This window comes from Clostridium manihotivorum, from assembly GCF_004015185.1.
Taxonomy (GTDB): domain Bacteria; phylum Bacillota; class Clostridia; order Clostridiales; family Clostridiaceae; genus Clostridium_AR; species Clostridium_AR manihotivorum.
The window spans coordinates 5,676,568-5,699,874 of sequence record NZ_CP025746.1 but is presented as its reverse complement, the minus strand read 5'-3'; the positions used below and the strand labels follow the sequence as shown (position 1 = coordinate 5,699,874).

General features: G+C 30.8%; 22 protein-coding genes and 1 other annotated feature. Of the genes, 17 read left to right on the top strand and 5 right to left on the bottom strand.

Features of this window, described 5'->3' with window-relative positions; all coding sequences use genetic code 11:
• Positions 1–159 precede the first annotated feature (159 nt).
• The 9 genes from C1I91_RS25325 (at position 160) to C1I91_RS25285 (ending at position 10,059) form a co-directional block, all read left to right on the top strand.
• Positions 160–1,617, top strand: coding sequence for a flippase (locus C1I91_RS25325; protein ID WP_128215405.1), 1,458 nt, complete (start codon positions 160–162; stop codon positions 1,615–1,617).
• 454 nt (positions 1,618–2,071) lie between these two features.
• The gene (locus tag C1I91_RS25320; RefSeq protein WP_128216106.1) at positions 2,072–2,734 is read left to right on the top strand and encodes a sugar transferase; all 663 of its coding nucleotides are present in this window, start codon (positions 2,072–2,074) and stop codon (positions 2,732–2,734) included.
• Positions 2,735–2,756: 22 nt separating this feature from the next.
• Entirely contained in the window at positions 2,757–3,881 is a 1,125-nt protein-coding gene (locus C1I91_RS25315; RefSeq protein WP_128215404.1) for a glycosyltransferase family 4 protein, read from the top strand.
• Between the two features lie 85 nt (positions 3,882–3,966).
• The gene (locus tag C1I91_RS25310) at positions 3,967–5,013 is read left to right on the top strand and encodes a mannose-1-phosphate guanylyltransferase (RefSeq protein ID WP_128215403.1); all 1,047 of its coding nucleotides are present in this window, start codon (positions 3,967–3,969) and stop codon (positions 5,011–5,013) included.
• 13 nt (positions 5,014–5,026) lie between these two features.
• On the top strand, positions 5,027–6,142 hold the full coding sequence (locus tag C1I91_RS25305) for a glycosyltransferase family 4 protein (protein ID WP_128215402.1): 1,116 nt from the start codon (positions 5,027–5,029) through the stop codon (positions 6,140–6,142).
• Positions 6,143–6,187: 45 nt separating this feature from the next.
• On the top strand, positions 6,188–7,504 hold the full coding sequence (locus C1I91_RS25300; protein WP_128215401.1) for an O-antigen polymerase: 1,317 nt from the start codon (positions 6,188–6,190) through the stop codon (positions 7,502–7,504).
• A gap of 14 nt (positions 7,505–7,518) precedes the next feature.
• A complete protein-coding gene (locus C1I91_RS25295; RefSeq protein ID WP_128215400.1) occupies positions 7,519–8,424 on the top strand; it encodes a glycosyltransferase family 2 protein in 906 nt (301 codons plus the stop codon).
• A 33-nt stretch (positions 8,425–8,457) separates the two neighbouring features.
• A complete protein-coding gene (locus tag C1I91_RS25290) occupies positions 8,458–9,345 on the top strand; it encodes a glycosyltransferase family 2 protein (RefSeq protein ID WP_164880659.1) in 888 nt (295 codons plus the stop codon).
• Positions 9,346–9,771: 426 nt separating this feature from the next.
• Positions 9,772–10,059, top strand: coding sequence for a hypothetical protein (locus C1I91_RS25285; RefSeq protein WP_128215398.1), 288 nt, complete (start codon positions 9,772–9,774; stop codon positions 10,057–10,059).
• A 163-nt stretch (positions 10,060–10,222) separates the two neighbouring features.
• Here C1I91_RS25285 and C1I91_RS25280 read toward each other — a convergent pair whose 3' ends face one another.
• Entirely contained in the window at positions 10,223–11,386 is a 1,164-nt protein-coding gene (locus tag C1I91_RS25280; protein WP_128215397.1) for an iron-containing alcohol dehydrogenase, read from the bottom strand.
• Between the two features lie 258 nt (positions 11,387–11,644).
• Between C1I91_RS25280 and galU the strand changes: the two genes are divergently transcribed.
• The 3 genes from galU to C1I91_RS25265 all read left to right on the top strand — a co-directional run bounded on the left by galU (position 11,645) and on the right by C1I91_RS25265 (position 14,212).
• A complete protein-coding gene (gene galU, locus C1I91_RS25275; RefSeq protein WP_128215396.1) occupies positions 11,645–12,520 on the top strand; it encodes a UTP--glucose-1-phosphate uridylyltransferase GalU in 876 nt (291 codons plus the stop codon).
• Between the two features lie 353 nt (positions 12,521–12,873).
• Positions 12,874–13,275 (top strand): GtrA family protein, encoded by a 402-nt coding sequence (locus C1I91_RS25270; protein ID WP_128215395.1) that lies wholly within the window; start codon positions 12,874–12,876, stop codon positions 13,273–13,275.
• Entirely contained in the window at positions 13,268–14,212 is a 945-nt protein-coding gene (locus C1I91_RS25265) for a glycosyltransferase family 2 protein (protein WP_128215394.1), read from the top strand. Before C1I91_RS25270 ends, C1I91_RS25265 begins: the two co-directional genes overlap by 8 nt.
• Positions 14,213–14,318: 106 nt before the next feature.
• Here the strand turns inward: C1I91_RS25265 and trpS are convergent, their stop codons facing one another.
• Complete coding sequence (gene trpS, locus C1I91_RS25260) at positions 14,319–15,317, bottom strand: tryptophan--tRNA ligase (RefSeq protein WP_128215393.1); 999 nt, start codon at positions 15,315–15,317, stop codon at positions 14,319–14,321.
• A gap of 135 nt (positions 15,318–15,452) precedes the next feature.
• Positions 15,453–15,705, bottom strand: a binding site (T-box leader).
• A 54-nt stretch (positions 15,706–15,759) separates the two neighbouring features.
• A complete protein-coding gene (locus tag C1I91_RS25255; RefSeq protein ID WP_128215392.1) occupies positions 15,760–15,915 on the bottom strand; it encodes a lmo0937 family membrane protein in 156 nt (51 codons plus the stop codon).
• A 269-nt stretch (positions 15,916–16,184) separates the two neighbouring features.
• Here C1I91_RS25255 and C1I91_RS25250 point away from each other — a divergent pair, with 269 nt between their 5' ends.
• Positions 16,185–16,736: an ECF transporter S component gene (locus C1I91_RS25250; protein WP_128215391.1), complete on the top strand. Its 552-nt coding sequence runs from the start codon at positions 16,185–16,187 to the stop codon at positions 16,734–16,736.
• 125 nt (positions 16,737–16,861) lie between these two features.
• Here the strand turns inward: C1I91_RS25250 and C1I91_RS25245 are convergent, their stop codons facing one another.
• Together C1I91_RS25245 and C1I91_RS25240 are read right to left on the bottom strand one after the other, a co-directional pair.
• On the bottom strand, positions 16,862–17,023 hold the full coding sequence (locus tag C1I91_RS25245) for a zinc-ribbon domain-containing protein (RefSeq protein WP_128215390.1): 162 nt from the start codon (positions 17,021–17,023) through the stop codon (positions 16,862–16,864).
• 188 nt (positions 17,024–17,211) lie between these two features.
• On the bottom strand, positions 17,212–18,288 hold the full coding sequence (locus C1I91_RS25240; RefSeq protein WP_128215389.1) for an endospore germination permease: 1,077 nt from the start codon (positions 18,286–18,288) through the stop codon (positions 17,212–17,214).
• Positions 18,289–18,391: 103 nt separating this feature from the next.
• Here C1I91_RS25240 and C1I91_RS25235 point away from each other — a divergent pair, with 103 nt between their 5' ends.
• The 4 genes from C1I91_RS25235 to tnpC all read left to right on the top strand — a co-directional run bounded on the left by C1I91_RS25235 (position 18,392) and on the right by tnpC (position 23,244).
• Positions 18,392–19,807, top strand: a complete 1,416-nt coding sequence (locus C1I91_RS25235; protein ID WP_128215388.1) for a spore germination protein — start codon at positions 18,392–18,394, stop codon at positions 19,805–19,807.
• Positions 19,791–20,915: a Ger(x)C family spore germination protein gene (locus tag C1I91_RS25230; RefSeq protein WP_164880657.1), complete on the top strand. Its 1,125-nt coding sequence runs from the start codon at positions 19,791–19,793 to the stop codon at positions 20,913–20,915. Before C1I91_RS25235 ends, C1I91_RS25230 begins: the two co-directional genes overlap by 17 nt.
• Positions 20,916–21,364: 449 nt before the next feature.
• Positions 21,365–21,664 carry a hypothetical protein gene (locus C1I91_RS25225; RefSeq protein ID WP_128215386.1) on the top strand — a complete coding sequence of 100 codons (300 nt, stop codon included), beginning with the start codon at positions 21,365–21,367 and terminating at the stop codon, positions 21,662–21,664.
• Positions 21,665–21,771: 107 nt separating this feature from the next.
• Complete coding sequence (gene tnpC, locus C1I91_RS25220) at positions 21,772–23,244, top strand: IS66 family transposase (protein WP_128215385.1); 1,473 nt, start codon at positions 21,772–21,774, stop codon at positions 23,242–23,244.
• The last annotated feature ends 63 nt before the right edge of the window (positions 23,245–23,307 follow it).

The following is a 23,307-nucleotide window of genomic DNA, read 5'->3' as shown; positions in this document are numbered from 1 at the left end:
CAAAATTTAATTTAACTTTTTTGTAAAGACAAACATTCTTAAAAGATATATGATTACTGATGTATTACCTTAATTATGTTATATTTTTTAATTGCTACAGATGAATAAAAGTTATATTATATAAGAGTTGCTAGATATAACAATTTGGAGGAAATTTAAATGAGTGTAATAAAAAATTATTTTTATAATACGGTATATCAAGTTTTAATTTTAATAATTCCATTACTTACTATGCCGTATCTTACAAGAATATTTACGCCAGGTCAATTAGGATTAAACTCATATACATTATCAATTGTTAATTATTTTATGCTAATTGGTACCTTGGGAATGCAGATTTATGGTAATAGACAGATTGCTTTTGTTAGAGATGATAAGGAAAAGCTTAGAAGATATTTTTGGAGCTTATATGTTACTCAGGGCATAACTAGCTTACTTGCTTTAATAGCCTATTATGTATTTGTAGGAACATTTGTTAATCAAGACAAGTTTGTATATATTATCCAAGGTCTTAATATGGTAACGGTGTTTTTTGATATATCTTGGTTATTCATGGGGCTAGAAGATTTTAAGAAAGTTGTAATAAGAAATTCTATTGCTAAGTTATTGGGCTTAGTAAGTATATTTGTTTTTGTAAGAAGCTCAGATGATTTAGTATTGTACATACTATTGACTATAATAATAAATGGAATAAGCTTTTTGACTATGTGGATATATGTACCTAAAAATATTGGTAAGATTGTGGTTGATATAGATATAATAAAAAAGACAATTAAGCCTTTAATAAGTTTATTTTTGCCTCAAATTGCATCACAAGTTTATATGTTGCTATCAAGAACTTTAGTTGGAGTTCTATCAACTAATGAACAGGTAGCTTTTTATGATTACTCCCAGAAGATTGTAAGAGTTATTCTTTCTTTGATATCTTCTATAGGTATAGTTATGCTTCCTATGATATCCAATATAATAAGTAAAGGAAGAAGAGAAGAAGTAAATAAGATTGTAGAGCAAGCTTTTAAGATTGTTTCGTATGTAGCTTTTCCAATGGCTTTTGGAGTGATGGCTATATCTAAAATATTAGTATCCTGGTTTTTAGGAAAGGACTATAGTTCTGTTGGAGGATTAATTGCTATTAGTTCAATTATAATAATCGCAGTTAGCTGGGCCAATATTATTGGTGTTCAGTATCTAATTGGTACTAAACAGGAGAATAAGTATACTCAATCTGTGGTTATTGCAGCGATTATCAATTTTATTATGAATCTAATAGTAATACCTAGGTTTGGAGCTCTAGGAGCTGTTGTAGCTATTATTGTAGCAGAATTTGTAGGATCAATTGTTCAATTAATATTGACAAGAAAGCAATTGCCAGTACTAAAAATGGTACTTGCTACATGGAAGTTTCTCGTTGGATCAATAGTGATGTGCATAGTAGTTATGAAGGTGGGGGATTTTATTAATAAGGCAATTTTGGCCAATATAATTCAAGTTATAGTTGGTGGTGTAATATATATTGCTATGATGTTTATACTTAAGGATGATACCCAAATTATAATAATTGAAAAGGTAAAAACTATTTTGTTTAAAAAGAGAGTTAGCGATGTTCCTAATATATAACTTATAAATATTAAAAGAGGATATTGTTATAAGATTTGATTAAATTAGATCTTTTTTTATAAACTTATAATTTTATTTGAATTTACAATAAATAGTTGGCTAAATTGTATAAACAAACTATAGCTTGGATTATTTTTATGGACAATTAATATATATGTATATATAATAATATAAAAGTAATCCATGTAATGACTTATAATTTTATGTTAATTTTTAGTCATATCTTATTTAACTAAGTACTTATTACGTTTAAAATTAATAATAGTTATTTTCCATAGGAAGATTTAATGATATAATCATATTTGAGTCGTTCTTAAGATGATATCTTGTCTTTTTGCTAATATATCACAAGAGAATGACATATTTGTTTTTTAAAAATTTTATTATTGAACAAATTATACTAATTATTTTGCTATTTACAAGTTATTAGCAAATTAGGAGGATTTATATGCAAATGTCAGACAACCTAGATATACCAAAGAATACTGATAGTGAAGAAATAAACTCTAAGCTATATTATATAGTATTAAAAAGAACATTTGACATTTTGTTATCTTTAATTGGGTTGTTAATTTTGTCGCCTATATTTATTTTGTTATTCATAATAATAAAGATAGACTCAAAAGGACCGGTATTTTTCTCTCACACTAGATTAGGGAAAAATGGAAACAACATTAAAGTTTATAAATTTAGGACTATGGTTAGTAATGCGGAAGAGGTCTTTAATAACTTTACAGAAGAGCAAAAGAGAGAGTTTGAAATCAATTTTAAGCTTGACAATGATCCTAGGATAACAAAAGTAGGTAACTTTCTAAGAAAAACAAGTTTAGATGAATTGCCACAGCTACTAAATATACTTTTAGGTGATATGAGTATTGTTGGACCAAGACCTATAGTTAAGAAAGAAATTGAAAAGTATGGTGAATATGCTGGGAAGTTATTTTCTGTGACTCCTGGACTTACTGGGTATTGGCAGGCTAATGGTAGAAGTGATACTACCTATGAAGAAAGAGTTAAAATGGATATGTATTATATTGATAATAGATCATTATTTTTAGATTTTAAAATAATTATAAAAACCTTTGTTTCTGTTTTAAGAAAAGAAGGGGCTATATAAATTAAACTTGGAAGGTTTTATTATGAAAGAAAAAATTAACGTAATAATTGATGCCAGGATGGTAGATGAGAAACTTCATGGGATAGCTAGGTATACGTATGAATTAATTGTTAATTCTATGAAGCTTGACAAGCTACACTACACTCTTCTAGTTAATGATATGGAGATTGCTAAGAAGCTTTTTGGGAGTTTTAATGATATAGATTTTATTTTAATGAAGAATAAATTTCTTTCTATTGGGGAGCAGATTGAGCTTCCTAAAATTTTGAATAGATATAGGGGGAAGGCTATATTTCATTCGCCATCCTTTGTGGCGAGCCCTTTTATAAAAACCGATATGGTAATGACTATACATGATCTTAATCATGTAAGATTGCCACAGTTTTATTCGCCTTTTCATAAATATTACTATAAATATATAGTTAGAACTTCAGCCAAGAAAAGTAAATGCATTTTAACTGTATCAGAGTTCTCTAAGAAAGAAATTTTGTCCTGGGTAGACTATGAGCCTAGTGATGTGGTAGTTACCTATAATGGAATTGGTGATAAGTTTAGAATTATAGAAGAAGAGGATGTTTTAAGTAGTGTCAGACTTAAATATAAACTTCCTGAGAAGTTCGTGCTTTATGTTGGCAATTTAAAACCTCACAAAAATGTAGAAACATTAGTAAAGGCTGTTAAATATATAAAGAGTGATGAAACTTTAAAATTAATTATAGGTGGTAACCCTAATGAAGGACTAACAAAGTTAATAAAAGACAATAATTTATTTGATAGAGTGCAATTTATAGGCTTTATAGATGAGAAGGACTTATCTGGGATATATAATCTTGCATTGATGTTTGTGTTTCCTTCATTGTATGAAGGATTTGGACTGCCGCCGCTTGAAGCGATGGCTTGTGGATGTCCAGCAATAGTGGCTAATACATCTTCTTTACCAGAAGTATTAGGAGAAGAAGGCTTAACCTTTAAATCTGAGGATGAACAGGATCTAGCAAATAAGATCGATTATCTATTGGGTGATGAGGATAGGTATAATAAATATGTTAGCTATGGAATAGAAAGAGCAAAATATTTTAATTGGGATAAACTTGTTAATGAAACCCTATTTGAATATGAGAAGATATGGATGGATATTAAGAGTTGAAGCTAGTTTATAATATTATTGTAATTAATCATTTCTATGCGGAACTATTATTCTTAGACAATACTTTAAGAGGGAGAAGATGGGTATGATTTGTGCTTTAATAATGGCCGGGGGAAAAGGAACTAGATTTTGGCCTCTTTCAACAGAAGATAGGCCCAAACAGTTCTTAGAGTTATTAGGAAATGAAACCATGATTCAAATGACTGTAAACAGGATTAAAAAATTGATTCCTATGGAAAGAATTTTTATTTCTACCGGTGAAAAATATATAGATTTAGTTAAGGAACAGTTGCCAGAAATATGTGAGAAAAATATTATAGTTGAGCCAGAAGGAAGAAATACGGCGCCTTGTATAGCTCTTTCATCTCTTGTAATAAGTAGGTATTATGAGGATGCAAATATAGTAGTTTTACCATCAGATCATTTAATAGAAGAAGAAGCTAACTTTATCGATACTATAAACATAGCCTCTAACTTTTTAGATGAGAGAGAAGATGCAATTGTTACTTTGGGTATGGAGCCTAGTAGAGCTGAAACTGGTTATGGATACATAAAGGTAGGTAATGAATTTTTTAATTGTGATTATAGAAGAATATTTAAAGTTGAGTCTTTTGTAGAGAAACCAAACTATGAAAAGGCTGAAAGATATCTCCAAGAAGGTAATTACTTGTGGAATGGTGGAATGTTTTTGTGGAAAGCTAAGAATATAATTAGTCTGGTACAAAAATACCTTCCATTTACATATGATGCCTTAAAAGAAGTACCAATACTTGAGGAAGAAAAACTTCAGAAATATATAGACAATAACTATCATAAGACTGATAATATATCTGTAGATTATGCTATAATGGAGAGATATGACAGGATATATGTTATACCATGTAATTTCGGATGGGATGATGTTGGAAACTGGACTAGTATAGACAGATACTCAGACAAAGATATGAATGGTAATGTATTTAATGCCAGTGGATATCCATTTAAGTCAAACAATAATATAGTACTGACAAAGAAAAAGATATTATTGAATGGAATAAATGATTTAATAATTGTAGAAACAGATGAACATATAATGATTTCATCAAAGAAAAATGAGCAAGAAATTAAGATTGCTAAAGAGCATTTAGAATAATGAGGTGTAGTTTATGAACGTAGCATTGGTGCACGAGTGGCTTACGAATATGGCAGGTTCAGAAAGAGTTGTTGTTAACTTCAAAGAATTGTATAAAGAAGCTCCTATATACACCACCATGTACAATCCAGAAAACTTAGATGAAGAATTAAAAAAAATAGATGTAAGAACTTCTTTTCTTCAAAAGAAGGTGAAAAACGGTCATCAAAGATATCTTCCATTCATGCCAATGGCCTTTGAAAGCTTTGATTTGAATGAATATGATATAGTTTTGAGCAGCAGTTCATCATGCGCAAAAGGAGTTATTACTAATCCTAATACGATGCATGTGTGTTATTGTCATACGCCTATGAGGTATGCTTGGGAATTCTATTATGAATATGCAGATAAAACTAACATGAAAAAAATTAAAAAAGTATTTTTGAAATATTTTATGAATTATATGAGAATGTGGGATAAACTTGCATCTGATAGAGTAGATTATTTTATTGCCAATTCAGAAAATGTTGCAAAGCGTATTTGGAAACATTATAGAAGAGAGTCTGTAGTTATACATCCGCCTGTAAGATGTAAGCTTTTCAATATCGTAGATGAAGATGAAGATTATTTCTTAATTCTATCTAGACTTGTTCCATATAAGAGAATAGATTTGGCAGTAAAGGCTTTCAATGAGTTGGGGCTACCATTAGTTATAATTGGAGATGGCGAGGAAAGAGAAAAGCTAGAGGCTATTGCTAAAGATAATATTAAGTTTTTAGGAAGGCAGTCTGATGAGGTTATTAAGGATTATTATGCAAAGTGCAGGGCCTTTGTTTTCCCTGGAGAAGAAGACTTTGGAATAACACCATTAGAGGCTCAGGCTTGTGGAAGACCAGTTATAGCATATGGCAGAGGGGGAGCGCTAGAAACTGTTGTAGATGGAAAGACTGGATTATTCTTTGAGGAGCAAAGTACTGAATCCTTGGTTGAAGCGGTTAAGAGGTTCGAGAAACTAAGCTTTGATAAGCAGGAAATAAGAAAGCATGCAGAAACCTTTGATGAAGAGATTTTTAAGAAAAAGATAGAAGAATTCATAAATACTAAGTATAAGGAATTCAAGGACGCTTCCCACTGGAAAGTTATAAGATAAAACCTAAAGGAGTTGGTGATTGAATTGGAATACTTCGTTAATTTTATGAATTATTCAACTATAGCTGTAAAATCCTTGATGATAGCTGATATATTAATTTTTTTAACATATTTAGTTTATAAGTATATAAAGAATAAATATATATTTTCACCTTTTAATATATTCATTTTTATATCATCAGTGGCGTTACTTTTTATCTCTATGCTTCAATACAATAATAAAGCATGGGAGGCTCTTGGAAGCTTCAATTCAACTTACTATATAGATTATTTAAATCAATGTATGGTAATTAATAGTATTGGTTTTGCTATATTTATATTGACTATGGCGTTGTTTGAGTTGTTCTACAAAAAGGAAATTTCCTTAAAAGCAATTGAAAAAGATAATACTATTAAACACAGGATTGTAGTTAAGTTTTATATACTTTGCTTGATATTATGGGTGGCTCTTATAGTGAAAGTTTGGGCTATACCGTTGTTTGGAAACAGAATGATCTTTGATTCATCTGATAATAACAAGATTAGGCCAATTTACTTGGCTTTGAATATAATTATTTTTACTCTAGCACAGTATATGTTTATTAGATATTTAAAGTCTAAGGAGAAATATTTAATTGGTCTATCGATTCTTGGTGTAATTGTAGTTCTACTTGTAGGAAGTAGAGGACCTTTTGTAGATATAATAGTTAACCTTACACTATTCTATATATATTCTAATAAAGAAAGATTTAGAAAGCCAAACCTAATGATAATTTCTGCCTTGGCGCTTACATTGGTGCTTGGAATAGGTATGCTTTTTGTAAGACATGGCAATAAAATCGATAGAAACTTTGAAGAAAAAATGCAGCAGGAAATAATGTATGGAAATACCTTCTCTGATATAAGAGATGGAGCATTTATACTATACAATTATGATCAGAAACACTTTGAAGGCTTTTTAAATGGTAAGAACTATCTAGCTGATACAATGTCTTTTGTTCCATCTGCCTTATCTGAGTATAGACAAAAGTGGTCTTGGGGAAACTTTACAGCAAAGACTCTTGCAGGATATGAGGATCATTATGGATTAAGAGGAGGACTATTTCTTCAACCATATCTAAACTTTGGCTGGTTTGGTGTAGTTCTTATAGCTATAGTAGCTGGAATTATATATGGTCTAAGTGAAAGATCTTTTTATAGGAATATATTTGAAAATAAGGGTAGTTTCGAGTTTAAGTTCATTTTAGTAACCTGTGGGATAACATTTGCTAAGGCTATATTTATTTCTTCTGGTTTCCATGATGTATATCCACTTTTGGTACTTTCTTTTATAGTTTTACTTCCTAAGAGGGTTGTAGGTATAGCTGAGAGATATAAGCTATAATATAGGAGGATTATATGGAAGAAGCATTAATATATATAGTGTTATTGAACTACAATGGAGCTAGAGATACTCTGGACTGTATAGAAAGTCTTAAAAAGATTAAATATAAAAATTATAAGATAGTAGTTGTTGATAATAAATCTACTGATGACTCTGAGAAAGTAATTAGGAGAGCAGTTGGAGAACAATATGTTGTTCTCCAATCTGGTAAAAATGGTGGATTTGCAGAAGGCAACAACTTGGGAATAGAGCATGGGTTAAAGGCTGGAGCTGAGTATATACTTCTTATAAATACCGATACCTTGGTTGAACCAGATTTCCTAACTGAGATGGTTAATACTTTTAATACAGATTCAAGTATAGGTATTGTTGGAAGTCAAATAAATTACTACCCGGAAACAGATAAAATTTGGTTTGGCGGCGGTAAAATAAAATGGGACAGATTTTCTGGTGCTCATGAGCAACAAGGGGAAGTTGATTGTGGTAGCAAGGAAATAAGGCAAATTGACTTTATGACTGGATGTTGCATGCTTATAAAGAGAGAAATATTTGAGAAAGTTGGACTTTTACCAAAGGAATACTTCATGTATTTAGAAGACTTGGATTTTTGTATTGCCTTGGCTGAAAAGAAATACAAGATTATGTATAATCCTAACGCTAAGATATACCACAAGGTTAGTGCTTCTACTGGTGGGGAAGAATCTGCATTTTCTGTTAAGTATGGAAATAGAAATAGGGTTATATTGATGAATAAATATTCTTATAAGCTTGGAAGAATAGAATTTCTAAAAGCTAGAAGCTTTTTTTATTTATCTAGGGTAATAAAATATTTCAAGTATATTATGAGCGGTGATAAGGAAAGAGCAACAGCAATGGTAGAAGGTCTTAAACAAGGAAGAGATTATGTTAAGTTTAACTAAATCTCTTCTAATTTTATTGAATGGGTGATTATTTTGGATAAAGTATGTACTATTATAGTAACTTATAATATAGCTGAAGATATCTTTAAATGTTTAGATGCTATAAAAACACAGGTTGATGAGGTTGTTATCGTAGATAATGGATCAAATAGTAAAACTTTAGAGGTTCTTGACTCGATAAAAGATTCTAATGTTAAAGTTATTAAGAATAAGGTTAACTTAGGTATAGCAGCAGCATTAAACATAGGTGTTGAGTATGCCATTGAAAAGGGCTACCCTTGGGTAATAACTTTAGACCATGACAGTGAAGCAGAAAAAAATATGGTTGCAAGCATGTTTGAAATATATAATTCTATTCCAGAAAGTGAAAGAGAAAATGTGGTATCTATTTTTCCGACATATGTAGAGAAGGGTTATATAAATGGCAATGATATAAGTAAAGCGAACTACACTCAGAGTAAAGAATTCGTATACGTAAATGAGGAAATAACCTCTGGAAATTTAGTAAAGACCAGTGTATTTACCAAAGTAGGAAAGTTTGAGGAAAAATTATTTATAGATTATGTTGATCATGATTTCTGTTTAAGATTAATTGAGCATGGATATAAGCTTATACAATGTAAGAATGCAATTCTATTTCATTCATTAGGAGTATCTAAAGAAAGATATATATTAGGTAAAAGAATAGAATATACCAATCATTCACCTTTAAGAAGATATTATATAACAAGAAATAGATTTTATGTATGGAACAAGTATAATAATGTTGATAAAGAGTATATTGACACTGATAAAGCTTGTTTTAGAAATGAGACAATTAAAATTATACTTTTTGAAGCTAATAAAATACAAAAGATTAGGATGATTATCAAAGGCGCCAGAGATTTTAGAAGAAATACTTTTGGAAGCTTTAAGTCATAAGAGTTTTGGTATTAAACCAGATATTTTAGTAGGTAGTATCTAAAAATAACCACTTTCACTTGAAAAGATTATTGGATGTAAAAAAGCTGCTGTAACGATTTGTTAGTAGCTTTTTTATTTTATTTTATATGAAAATAATATAAAAATCTTGGCTTCTTTCATAGCTTCCTCAGGTACATTGGGAAAGGCTGATGGGCAAAAGCTCTGAGATATAAATTTATTGTCGTGTAGCAATGTGGATATTAGCATTAATATGCATATAAATGGAATTAATATGTAGAAATATATATTTAAGTTGCAATATATAAGAAAAATGTGTAAAATATAATTGTTAATATTGTGTTAAATATTTAATAATATTAAATATTTAACACAATATATGACGATAATATAATAGACGCTGGTTTATGGAGGTGTAAAATATTAATGGATGAACTTAAGTTATATAGGTGCACAATAGTTGGAGAAACTGATAAGTATTTCATTGGAAAAGATGTATTGGATAACAAGTTATTAATAGCTAAGAATAAAAATACAAAAAGGTTCAAGATAGGAACTAATGATACTTTCTATGCCTCCATAAAAAAAGAAGGACTAGTGGTAAAGAAGGAAATATTATACCCTATAAGTTCAGCTGAGTATGAAGATATAGTAGCTAAAAAGCATGTGAATTTTATAGATGAAGATATATTAGAAAGATTAAAAAACATATAGTATTGCGAAATTTGTCACATACCATAGTGTATTTAGACAATATCTACTACATAGAAAACAGCTTCCAAAAATTAATTTGGAAGCTGTTTTAAATTTATTTTAAAAGCCTATATTTTGATGAGTTTTGAATAATTTATATATAATCTTTTTTCTAGAATGTGATTTATTCGAATGCTATTTCTAGTATTTTATATACATCATCTCTATCTAAGCTTTTTAGAGAACCTAGAGGGCCTTGTTTAGCTACAGTGTCAGCTATAAAGTCTAAATCCTTTTTAGCGACTCCAACCTCTTTAAGTGTTATAGGAGCGCCTATCTCGTTATAGAAGGCTCTTAAGGCTTCTATAGCTTTTAATCCCTTTTCTTCGATAGAACCTTCAGTGATTCCAAATATATTTTCTCCAAATCTTGCAAACTTTTCTGGCCAACAGCTATGAACATATTTCATCCAAGCAGGCATAACTATCGCAAGTCCGGAACCATGAGCTATATCATTAAATACACTTACACCATGCTCTATTCCATGGGATGACCAATCTCCTCTTCTACCTACTCCGTTGATTCCATTAAGAGCTAAAGTTGCAGACCAAGCTAGCTCGCTTCTTGAATCATAGTTTGATGGATCGTTTATAAGAACTCTTGTATGCTTCATTATTGTTCTTATTATACCTTCAGAAAGCTCATCTTCCATATCTGTATTAGAAGTTCCGCCAAAATAAGCTTCAAATACGTGGCTTAGTCCATCTACAGCTCCATTGACGGTTTGTATTGTAGGAAGTGTTGCTTGAACAGTAGGATCTAGTATAGATACCTTAGGGAATAGTAATGGAGAGCCAAAGCCCCATTTCTTACCTTCAGCTTCGTTTGTTATTACTCCACCATTGTTCATTTCGGAACCAGTGGCTGATATAGTAAGTACAGGGAATATAGGTAAGGCTTTAGTTACTTGTGCTTTACCTTCAAATATATCCCATACATCTCCATCGTAGAAAGTACCAGCAGCTATTGCTTTTGCTGAGTCAACTACGCTTCCGCCTCCTACAGCAACTATACCATCGAGATTGTTTTCTCTAACCACTTGGATTGCTTCATGCACCTTTGAAAGTACAGGATTAGGTTTAACACCGGATACTTCTATAAATTCAATGTTGTTTTCTTTAAGAGATGCAACTACTGTATCATATACCCCGTTCTTAAATATGGAGTTCTTGCCGTATAAAAATAAAACTTTCTTAACACCAAAGCTTTTAACATGGCCTCCAATAGTCTTTATAGTATCTTTACCAAAAACTAATTTTGTAGGATTATAGTAATTAAAGTTTAACATCTTATGCCTCCTCTTGAGTTATAATAAAATATAGATTAATATCTATATTTTAGAACATTAAGGTTAACATATACAATAGGGATATGAAAAAAAATATATTTTTTATAGCTTGTATAGTTTTTTTAGTAACTATTAATATAATAGAACTAGTTTACAAAAAATTACAAAGATATAACCTAAATTGAACAAAACGAATTGTTATATTTTTGCCATTGTGTTAAAATGTTATGGTAAATCTATTAATTGGAGGAGTTAAAGATGAAAGTTAGAAAAGCTATTATTCCGGCTGCTGGACTTGGAACTAGATTTTTGCCAGCTACAAAGGCACAACCTAAAGAAATGCTTCCTATAGTTGATAAGCCAACAATTCAATATATAATAGAAGAAGCAGTTGCTTCTGGAATAGAAGAGATATTAATAATAACTGGAAGAAATAAGAAGTGTATAGAAGATCATTTTGATAAATCTGTTGAACTTGAAGTTGAACTAGAGAAGTCTGGTAAGAGCGAACTTCTTGAATTAGTAAGAGACATAACTGATTTAGTAGATATTCACTATATAAGACAAAAAGAGCCTAAGGGATTAGGGCATGCCATTCACTGTGCAAAAGCCTTTGTTGGTAATGAACCTTTTGCGGTTCTTCTTGGGGATGATGTGGTTTACAATGATGAAAAACCTTGTCTAAAGCAACTTATGGATTGTTATAGTGAGTACAACACTACGATTCTAGGAGTACAAGAGGTTGCTCATGAGAATGTTAATAAGTATGGTATAGTAAATGGAATTCATATAGAAGATAGAGTATATAAAGTAAAGGATTTAGTGGAGAAACCTTCAGTAGAGGAGGCTCCAAGTAATGTTGCTATACTTGGTAGATATATAATAACTCCTGCTATATTTGATATACTTGAGAATACTAACCCAGGAAAAGGTGGAGAGATTCAGCTAACAGATGCTCTTAAGACATTAATAAAGCAAGAAGCTATGTATGCATATAACTTTGAAGGAAACAGATATGATGTGGGAGACAAATTAGGATTCCTACAAGCTACTGTTGAGTATGCACTTAGAAGAGATGATTTAAGAGAAACTTTCACAGAATACCTTAACAGCAGACCTTGGGAAAACTCTTAAAATTTAACATAGGTATATAGAAATAGGGGTTATTAGTATGTACCACTTTAATTGAGAACATATTTTAAAGGCTCTCATAGGTTTAATGGGAGCTCCATGAAATATAAGTTTTTATTAGGTGATATATAAATATACTCCTATTTTTTACTGCTAAACAGTTTAAAGAAATTTTTTTGATTTATAATTCATACATATATAAACTTAAATCACAAAAAGTTCACATAATAATCTCATAGTTTTTAACAATTATATATATATAATTAACTTAGAATTTAAATTTAATTTATGGCAATAATCAAAGAGGAAAATAATTAAATATAATACAGAATTATTTGAAATTCTGATTAATTTGAATGGTGATGATGATGAAGGAATTATTTAGATTTATAAGATTTGGTATAGTTGGAGGAATGAACACCTTACTTACTTTTGTTTGTTTTTGGATCTTTAGTAAATTAGGCATTGGATACACTACGGCCTATGTAACAAGTTATCTAATTGGAGTAGTAAATAGCTATTTTTTTAATAGTAGATGGGTATTTAAGGTAGATTCTAAAAAAGGTTCAAGAGGTGTAAAGTTCTTAGTAATAAACCTTGTAATACTTGCTATAAATACTTGTCTAATGATGATTTTTGTAGATAAAGTAGGCTTAAACAAGTATATAGCGTTGATTATTGTTACGGGTGTATGTATGGTGCTTAACTACTTCTTAAATAGAATGTGGACTTTTTCTGAGGAGGTAAAGAATGGTTAATAAAAAGATTTCTATTGTTGTGCCAATGTATTTTGAAGAGTTGGTTGCTGAAGAATGTTATAGAAGAATATCTGAAGTTATGAGAAATAATGAGTATAATTACGAAATTATATTTATAAATGATGGCTCTACGGATAAAACCTTGCCTATACTTAAGGATATAGCAGCAGCGGATGCTAATGTAAAGATAATAGGCTTTTCTAGGAACTTTGGACATCAAACGGCAGTAACGGCAGGTATATTTAATGCTACAGGAGATGCAGTGGTAATAATAGATGCTGACTTACAAGATCCACCTGAGCTTATAGTTGATATGGTCAATAAGTGGCAGGAAGGCTATGAGGTTGTTTATGCCAAGAGGAAAAAAAGAGACGGAGAGACGTGGTTTAAGCTAATAACAGCAAAGTATTTCTACAAGTTCTTGGCCAGTATGTCTGATATTGAAATACCAAAAGATACTGGAGACTTTAGATTAATCGATAGAACAGTTGTAGAGGCTCTTAAAAACATGCCTGAGAGAAATAGATTTGTTAGAGGAATGGTTAGTTGGGTAGGCTTTAATCAAACATATATAGAATATGATAGAAATGAAAGATTTGCAGGTACAACTAAGTATCCTTTGAAAAAGATGCTTAAGTTTGCATCAGATGGAATTGTGGCGTTTTCATCAAGACCTTTAAAGGTGGTATCCTTGATAGGAACTATAACTATAATGATATCATTTATAATGCTTGTATACTCTATCTTAGTTAAGCTTTTTGGTGGTAGAACTGAGCCAGGTTGGACTTCTCTTATGGTGGTAATAACTCTTTTCAGTGGAGTGCAGCTATTATCGCTTGGAATTATTGGTGAGTATATAGCTAGAATATATGATGAAAGTAAGAATAGGCCTTTATATATAGTAAAAGAAAAGATAAACTTTGAAGAAGATAAATAAATAAATAAATAAGACTTATTTGTCGGTCATATCTTCCTCACATGAATTCGTAGAGGTAGATACACAAAAAGTTTACTATATGAAAAAAGTCGCTCTAGCGACTTTTTTATCTTGGAATAAATCCAATCTTCTTTTGCATCTTTCTTAAGGTTTTATTTGCTATATAGTTTGCTTTATCAGCGCCTTTTCTATATATGTCCTCTAGGTAAGTTTTATCACTTAAAATTGATTTAACCTTTTCTTGAAGCGGAGCAAGTTCACTTATTAAAGTTTCAGCTACATCACTTTTTAACTCAGCATAGCCTTTTCCTTTGTAATTTTCAAGCACTTCTTCAGGCTTAAGTCCTTTTATAGCACAGATAATATTTATTAAGTTCTTAACACCTGGCTGTTCATCTGTGTAGTTTACAACTCCAATTCCATCAGTAACGGCTCTACTTACCTTTTTTCTTATAACCTCTGGAGGGTCTAATAGAAGTATGAAGCTGTTTTGATTGTCATCAGATTTAGACATCTTCTTTGTTGGTTCTTGTAAGCTCATTATTTTCGCACCTTCCTCAGGAATGTATCCTTCAGGAATCACAAAGGTTGGGCTGTAGGTATTGTTAAATCTTTGAGCAATATCTCTAGCTAGTTCTAGATGTTGAGTTTGATCCTTACCAACTGGTACTAGGTCTGTATTATATAAAAGTATATCTGCAGCCATAAGTACTGGATAGTTGAAAAGACCGGCTATTATTGAGTCACCCATCTTTTGAGATTTATCTTTGTATTGAGTCATTCTGCCAAGCTCACCCATATAAGAATTACAGTTTAGAAGCCATGCAGCTTCACTGTGTGCAGGTACATGAGATTGTATAAAAAGAGTGTTCTTATCAGGATCTATACCAGCAGCTATATAAATAGCTAGTAATTCTAGAGTTCTTCTTCTAAGGTCTGCGGGTACTTGTCTTACAGTTATTGCATGCAAATCAACTACGCAGAAGAAACAGTCATATTGGTCTTGGAGCTTAACCCAATTTTTTATTGCTCCAAGGTAGTTACCTATAGTAAGCTCACCTGAAGGCTGAATACCACTAAATATTACTTTTTTCTTGTCATCCATTTTTTTATCCTCCTACATTGGTATAATATAAAAAATTCGCTGAAGCTATGTTTATTAGCAAATTCTTTGTATTTATCCATAGCTTTATTTGAAATATAATTACCAGAAAAATAAAAACACCCTATGGATAAAAATCCATAGGGCGTATAATCACGCGGTGCCACCTATATTTGAGAAAAATATTTTCTCATCTCTAAATAAGATACAATAATATCCTATCTCTATAACGTGAGAACACGACTAAGAATACTTGATTAGTATATTAATAATCTTTCATCATAGTATCTCAGAGAACCATTCAGCTTAATCATCATTACTGTAATCTCACCATCTACAGCTCTCTATACAATGTGGATTTAAGCATACTATCTCTCTTCTTTGATTGTTGATATCAATTGTTTTTATTAATTCTATAATATGACAAATATAATAAAGTGTCAACTCAGACTTTGTTTTTTCTTCCAAAAATTAAATCGACGATAAATATAATTGCAGCTACTACAAGAAGCGCATTAATAAAGTAGCCGCCAACTCTAAAGATTATTCCAAGTAGCCAGAAGAATATAACTATGCCACCTATCCATCTTAAGAAAGCCATAAAGATCACCTCCTTTTAAGTTGTGAAAAGATTATTAATCATAATTTATTATAGATTCTTGCATTCTTATTTTTACGCATGTATAAATTCTTATCTGAATTATCATGTTTTTTAAAAAATATAAACTAAACTAAGAATGTTATATAACATAGTATTAGTAAAAAATTCAATAATAATTCATTAATATTGTATCGATACATTTGCATGTGGAAATTTTGTATTATATTATCATTTATGTAGTTATTTTTATTTTGATTGGGGGCAATATTTTGGAAAGTTCAAGTAATATTAAAAGCACAGATTTGGTTCTTACAGGGCTTATGATAGCATTGGTGTTTATAGCAGGAAATATAATTAAAATACCAACTGTAGGAGGTGGCTATCTTCACATGGGAGATAGTATGGTCTTTCTTTCAGCTGTTGTACTAGGAAAGAGAAGAGGGGCTTTTGCAGCTGCAGTAGGAATGGCATTAGTAGATATGTTTGGAGGATTCTATATTTGGGCTCCATTTACTTTGGTAATTAAGTATGTTATGGCTTATATAGCTGCTGTTGTAATAAGAAATGGAAGTGGTAAGAGAATAGTATATGTTATAGGTTTTGTATTAGGTGGGGCTTTTATGGTAATAGGGTATTTTATAGCTGGAGGAATAATAACTGCTATTACTACAAATGGAGCGTTAAAAACCGTTATAGTAGGGGCCTTTATAACTTCTGCTAAGGATATAGTAGGAAATATACTTCAAGCCACTTTTGGTATTGTTGTTGCATTGCCACTATCAGCTGTAGCGGTAAAATTGAAAAAACATAGTGTTGCATAACTTCCTACGCAAAACAAGCTTTTTCATTACACATTCGTGAGGAATTTAGATTTCATGGATATTCCTAAGGTATAAAAAAACCTCTAACCCATAGGGTTAGAGGTTACACTCAAAATATTAAAAGCTTAGAATCTGTCTCTTTGTTTTTGAGCTTTTCTTGCTTTTCTGCATTCTGGGCATCTTACAGGATCATTTTCAAATCCTTTTTCTTTGTAGAATTCTTGTTCTCCAACAGTGAAAACAAATTCCTTTCCACAGTCTTTACATGTTATCTTCTTATCTTCCATTAAAAAAACCTCCTTTAAAACTCATAGGCCATTTTGGTGATTTACTGCCTTACCAGTGTTTAAAGGGTAGGTTAGTAAACAGAAAATTTCCTATAAAATTTTAATAATATTCACAGGTATATTATAGCATATTTTAGTAAATTTTCAACTGGTTTTTTTATATGAAAAATGGTTCTTAGCCGTTAGTTTTACTTAACTTTATTAGAATGTGTTGCTCTATAAATTGTGAAAAATATAAGTGGCATTATTAAGAATAAAACTATGTATATGTATTGGTTTATATTTAAAACTTTCATGAAGTCAAAAGCGTTATTTGCTATTAATAAACTATATATATAAGATGCTGCTGAAAGTATTGCTACAACAGCTAGCTTGTTTTTTATCTTATCTCTGAATAGAAATATTATTCCGTTCATAGCTAATATATACTTTACCATAAAACCAAGGACACAAACTAATAGTACTAACACCTCGCCATTCTCTATAAAGTTGACATAGGATATTCTTTGTACCTGACGGAATACTGGAAACAATATATTCTTAGCTCTCATGGCCCCTAAGCTTGTTATATGACCGGTTATTGAAAAACAAATAATATCTAGGGACAACAGAATACCTATAAAAAAATGAAAAGTAAGTTTCTTACTTCTTTCTAAGTTTTTTAATAAAGGAAATATAATAGCTATACAGCTAAAGCCACCTAAAAACTCGATAAAACAGTTTATAAAATCCTTTAGAGAGCGATTCTTTAAAAAAGGAAATAAAAAATCGAAGCTCTTATACCTATGAACTAAAATTTCTATTATGATGATAGCTATAAGCATTATGGAAATTGATATTAATACTATATTAAGTATACTATTGAAGTTTCTTGAAGCTATATAGATAGCCGGTACTATAAAGAATAACATTATGTACCAAACTGGAGTTTCTATAAATAGATTTACATGTATGGAGCTTGCTTCTACAGCAGCACTTTCTGATGCAACTATAAACAATCCTATTGCAAAAAGCCATAAATAAACCTCTCCAAATCTTTTACCTATTGAGCCATGTATAATTTGTCTAAAATCAAAGCTATCAGCTTTGATAAAAGTTTTTATTATGTATAAGATAAGAAAAATAAAAATAGCTGCTGACAGTATTGCAATAAACCAAGTATCCCTTCCTCCTAATTCTATAAAAATTGAAGAATAGGTGGTCATAGATATTATCATAGACCCTGCGATAAAAAGTATTAAATGCTTTGATGATAATCCTTCCAAAAAAATTCACCTCTTTTAAATCCTATAATTTCCTTAATTTATTATTCTCTAAAAAGTGAATATTAAACATTTTTAGTGAAGATAATATTTTTAGGTGATGCTTATGAAAAATACAAAAGAATATATTAATGAGAAACTAAAGGATAGCTTTGATGTAAAAGTAAGGGAGGTAGATACTGCATTAGGTAGAGCTACAGCAATATTTGTTGACGATCTTTGTGGAACAGTATTTATAAGCGAATATATAGTAGCGCCGCTTAAAAATATTAAGTCCAACGTAAATTCGATTGATGATATAGCAAGCAAGGTTCTTGATATTAATCTTGTAGGCTATGCTAAGGACAATGATGATGCAGTGCTTCATGTGTTATCCGGAGATGTGGTTATAGTTTTTGATAACTACACTGACAAGATCTTATTTTGCGAAGCTAAAGGATATGTAAGGAGAGGTGTAGGAATCCCTGTTGCAGAGGCAGTGCTAAAGGGGCCTCGAGAAGGATTTACAGAAGCCTTTGTAGACAATGTAGCACTGATAAGAAGAAGAGTGAAGGACCCCAATCTTAAGTTTGAACCAATATATGTAGGGAAAAAATCTAATACTGTAGTTTGTCTTACATATATAAAGGATACCGCACCAAAAAAATTAGTTGATAACATTAGAAGGCAAATAAAGGAATTAGATTATGAATTTATATTGGATACAAACTATATAGAGAATAAGCTAAGAGATGAAAATACTATATTTGATACTGTGGGATATACAGAAAAACCAGATACTGTGGTTGCAAAGTTGATGGAAGGAAGAATTGCAGTAATAGTGGATGGAACTCCCTTTGTTCTCACTGCACCATATTTTTTTATAGAGAGTTTTCAAGCTCAAGATGATTATTATCTAAACAGATATTATGCTAATTTTACAAGAATTATTAGATGGTTGGCCTTCTTTTTTGCAGCCTTCTTGCCAGGACTATATCTGGCTATAGTAACTTATCACTTTGGAGTAATTCCATCGTTGTTTGTTTTTAGACTAGCAGTATCAAGAGCTGGGGTACCCTTCCCAACTGTAGTAGAAGTTATAGTCATGATGATATTCTTCCAACTAATAAAAGAAGCGGGATTAAGACTGCCGCAGCCAATAGGTGCAGCTATGAGTATAGTTGCCGGTCTTATTCTAGGAGATGCTGCTGTTGGTGCTGGTATAGCATCAAGAATAACCATATTAGTGGTTGCTATAAGTTCCTTATCTTATTTTTTGATTCCTAGGATATACGGTGCAATGTCTGCTTGGTCTTTAATTATAGTTATTATGTCCGGTTTTTTGGGGCTTCCAGGCTTTTTTGTTGCAGTAATGGTACTGTTCGCTCATATATGTAATCTAAAGTCTTGCGGTTACTATTATATGTTTCCCGTTGGAACTCTTAAAAAGCTTAATCTGAAGGATATAATTTTGAGAGGACCGCTAGAAGAGATATCAAATGATTTTTTAAGTGGGGATGATACTAATGAAAAGAGCAAGTAGAATAATTTCATTTATAATGATTATATGTTTTTCCTCGAGTCTTACAAGTTGTTTTAATTACAGAGATATAAATAGAGCTACTTTTGTTACAAGCATAATCTATGATATTGACGAAAATAAAAATACTATACTTTATTTAGATTGTGTAATGCCATATAGAAGCACAAATGAAAGCTCAGAAAAAGGAAGAAGGGTTATATATAAGGGGCGAGGAAAGACTGTACTTGAAGCCATAAGAAATGCTAGCAACTTTTCAAGTTTTAAAATAAATATGACTCAGTGTAGAGCGTATATTTTTTCAGAAAGAGCAGCAAAAGAAGGTGTAGGGCAGTTTGTAGATATAATGGCAAGAGATCAAGAGTTTTTAATAAGGCCATATGTATTCGTATTATTTGGGGAAGTAGAAGAGTTGTTTAAAACAGTTAAATCAGATGAAGAATATCTTGGAATTTATTTAGATCAACTTGTGTATAAGATGAAGTCTAGTCCTAGAACTATAGCTGCTAATTTGAATGATTATCTAACTAATAGGATAAACGGTGGGAATATAGCGGTACTTGGAGGTCTTGAAGTAGTTAAAGATATAATGGAAGATAGAGTTCAGATAAAAGGTGCTGCAGTGCTAAAAGATGATAAACTAGCTACAAAATTAAGTATAGATGAGGCACTTAGCTATAGTTTCTTAAGTAATAATGTTAAGAGTGGTACTTTAGAGATAAATAATCCTCAAAACCCGGATAAATACATCACTTTAGAAATACTTAATTCTAAAACAAATACGGACGTAAAATACGATGGAGAAAGAATAAAACTTTATAAGACTATTGATATAAGATGTGACTTGGCAGAATCTCAAGCTCGTCTTATAATAGATGATAATGTAAGAGGATATATAAAAAAGTCTGAAGAAGAAAATGTCAAAAAGTATCTTACCATGATATTTGATAGATATAAGCTTCAAGATTTGGATTTATTTAAGGTTGGTAGGCTTCTAGAAGAGAAATATCCCGATGCTAAGATTCAGGGAGAAATTATGGAGAGAACTGACTTAATTCTTAATGTTAATGTTAATTTAGAGGGACCTAGTGTTAGAAAACATACATTCTAATGCGCATGTATCCAATAGAATTATTACTTAATATTAACAATAATTAAAAAAAATATTTAAGATGTAAAAAAAAGGGGCGGAGATGTATAAAAGAGCCCCCTAAATTCTTGAATTAATTTATTATGTAATGTAAAATAACAATAGCATAAGTTTATAGCAAAAGTCGACATATAGTATGTATTCAATAAGAAGCAATGAATAGTAGAACTTAAATGAAAATGTAAAAAAATTACTATTTTTTTGATTTACAAATTAAAATTTATAAGATAAAATAATATTGTATGCCATAAGTTATTGTAATGCTTTTTATGACTCTAATAATTACATATTAGGGCTTGTTTTTTATTATTTAGGAATTTATATGGCAGAAAGATAAAAGATTCACTAAAGGAAATTACTTTAGAGAATTTTTGTTATGTAGGAAATTGAATATACTGGGAGAGTTGCTTATGGACGATTACAGATTGATGTATGAACGTATACGTGAAGAGTTTGAGACTTATCAAAATTTTGCTGAAAAGCAGTTGCAAGTGCTTAATGAAAAGAATATAAGATTAGAACGAGACTTAGATGCACTTGCCAATATTGTTGAGGTAAGCAAGTACATCAACTCCTATATTTCTGATGAAAACCTCATACCTATGATCAACGACATGATAGTGGGTATACTTGGAGGTACCTACTCTACTATATATTTTATAGAAAATGGTAAATTAGAAGTTAAGGTAACTATTCAGCTATTCAAATAATTTAGTATAGGCTATAAAATTAATTTTCATAAACCCCTTTCTATTATTGTTAGTTTTTGATATTATATAGCCTGTCTTAAAAAACTAATGATAAGGTGGTGACTTCCGTGAGTGAAGGCAAAATAATTGAAATCTATAATCAAGGATTAACACAAGTCATGAGTGTTATTAGAGAACTTACTAATGAAATCAAGAGTTTAAATTCTCAAGTAGAAACACTATCGAAGGATAATAAAGCCCTTTCAAATCGTGTTAAATCACTAGAAAGCCAAGTTAATAAAAATAGTAATAACAGTAGTAAACCACCATCATCAGACGGTTTTAAAAAGAAAACTAAAAGTTTAAGAGTGAAGACAGATAAAAATCCTGGTGGTCAAGAAGGTCATGAGGGAAAGACTCTTGAACTCAATGATAATCCTGACGAAATAATCATACACACAGTAGATAAGTGTGATATCTGCGGAACATCTTTACAGGATGTAAAATCGGAGAGAAATATTATCCGCCAAGTAGTTGATATACCAGAGATAGAAGTTAAAGTTGTTGAACATAGAGCAGAAATTAAAAAGTGTCCAAAATGTAGAAGAAAAAATACCGGTAAATTCCCAGAGGGAATAACCAATACAGTACAATATGGAGAAAAGATAAAGGCTGTATCTGTTTATTTAACTCAGTATCAATTGATTCCGTATAAACGTGGTGCAGAGTTAATTTCAGATTTATTTGATATAAATTTAAGTCAAGGATCAATGGTTAATTTTAATGAATCTTGTCATGAAAACTTGAAACCTATTGAGAAAAATATAAAAGCATCATTAATTAATTCTCAAGGTGCTGTACATTTTGATGAAACAGGTTTGGCTATAGATAAAAAGCGTCAATGGTTACATGTTGCTTCAAACGAGAGATATACATATTATGAAGCACATGAAAAGCGTGGAAAAGAAGCTGTTGACTCTATAGGTATTTTACCTAATTTCATCGGAACAGCAGTCCATGACTGCTGGAAAACATATCTTCAATACACAGATTGTGATCACTCTCTGTGTAACGCCCATATTCTCAGAGAACTAAATGGTATCTCTGATCTAGAAAAACAATCATGGGCTGAACCAATGAAAAATCTACTAATTGAGATAAAGAAAGAAGTAGATTTAAATTGGAATATTGCTAATGCTTTAACCTTAGATAAAATAGAAGCTTTCGAAAAAAGATATACTCAAATCTTAGAAGATGGTTTCAAAGAAGATTATATTGCCAATAGTGAGTCTTATGCTAAAAAGAAAGCAAAGAAAAGTGCTAGCCTTAATTTATTAAATAGATTAAGTACTTATAGAGAACAGATACTTGCTTTCATGCATGACTTTGATATACCTTTTGATAATAATCTAGCAGAACGAGATCTGCGAATGGCTAAGGTTAAACAAAAAATCTCTGGAACCTTTAGAAGTGTTAGTGGCGCTAAAGCATTTACTCGTATTCGTGGATATGTATCCACGGTGCGAAAGCAAGGCATGAATGCACTTAAGTGTATAAACTCTACATTTACAGAAAATCCAGTTGATCCGACCTTGGCTTAGATAAGATTATTTAAGGGGTATTAAGGACTTTGATACCCCTATTTGTCATATCTAAAATTTTAT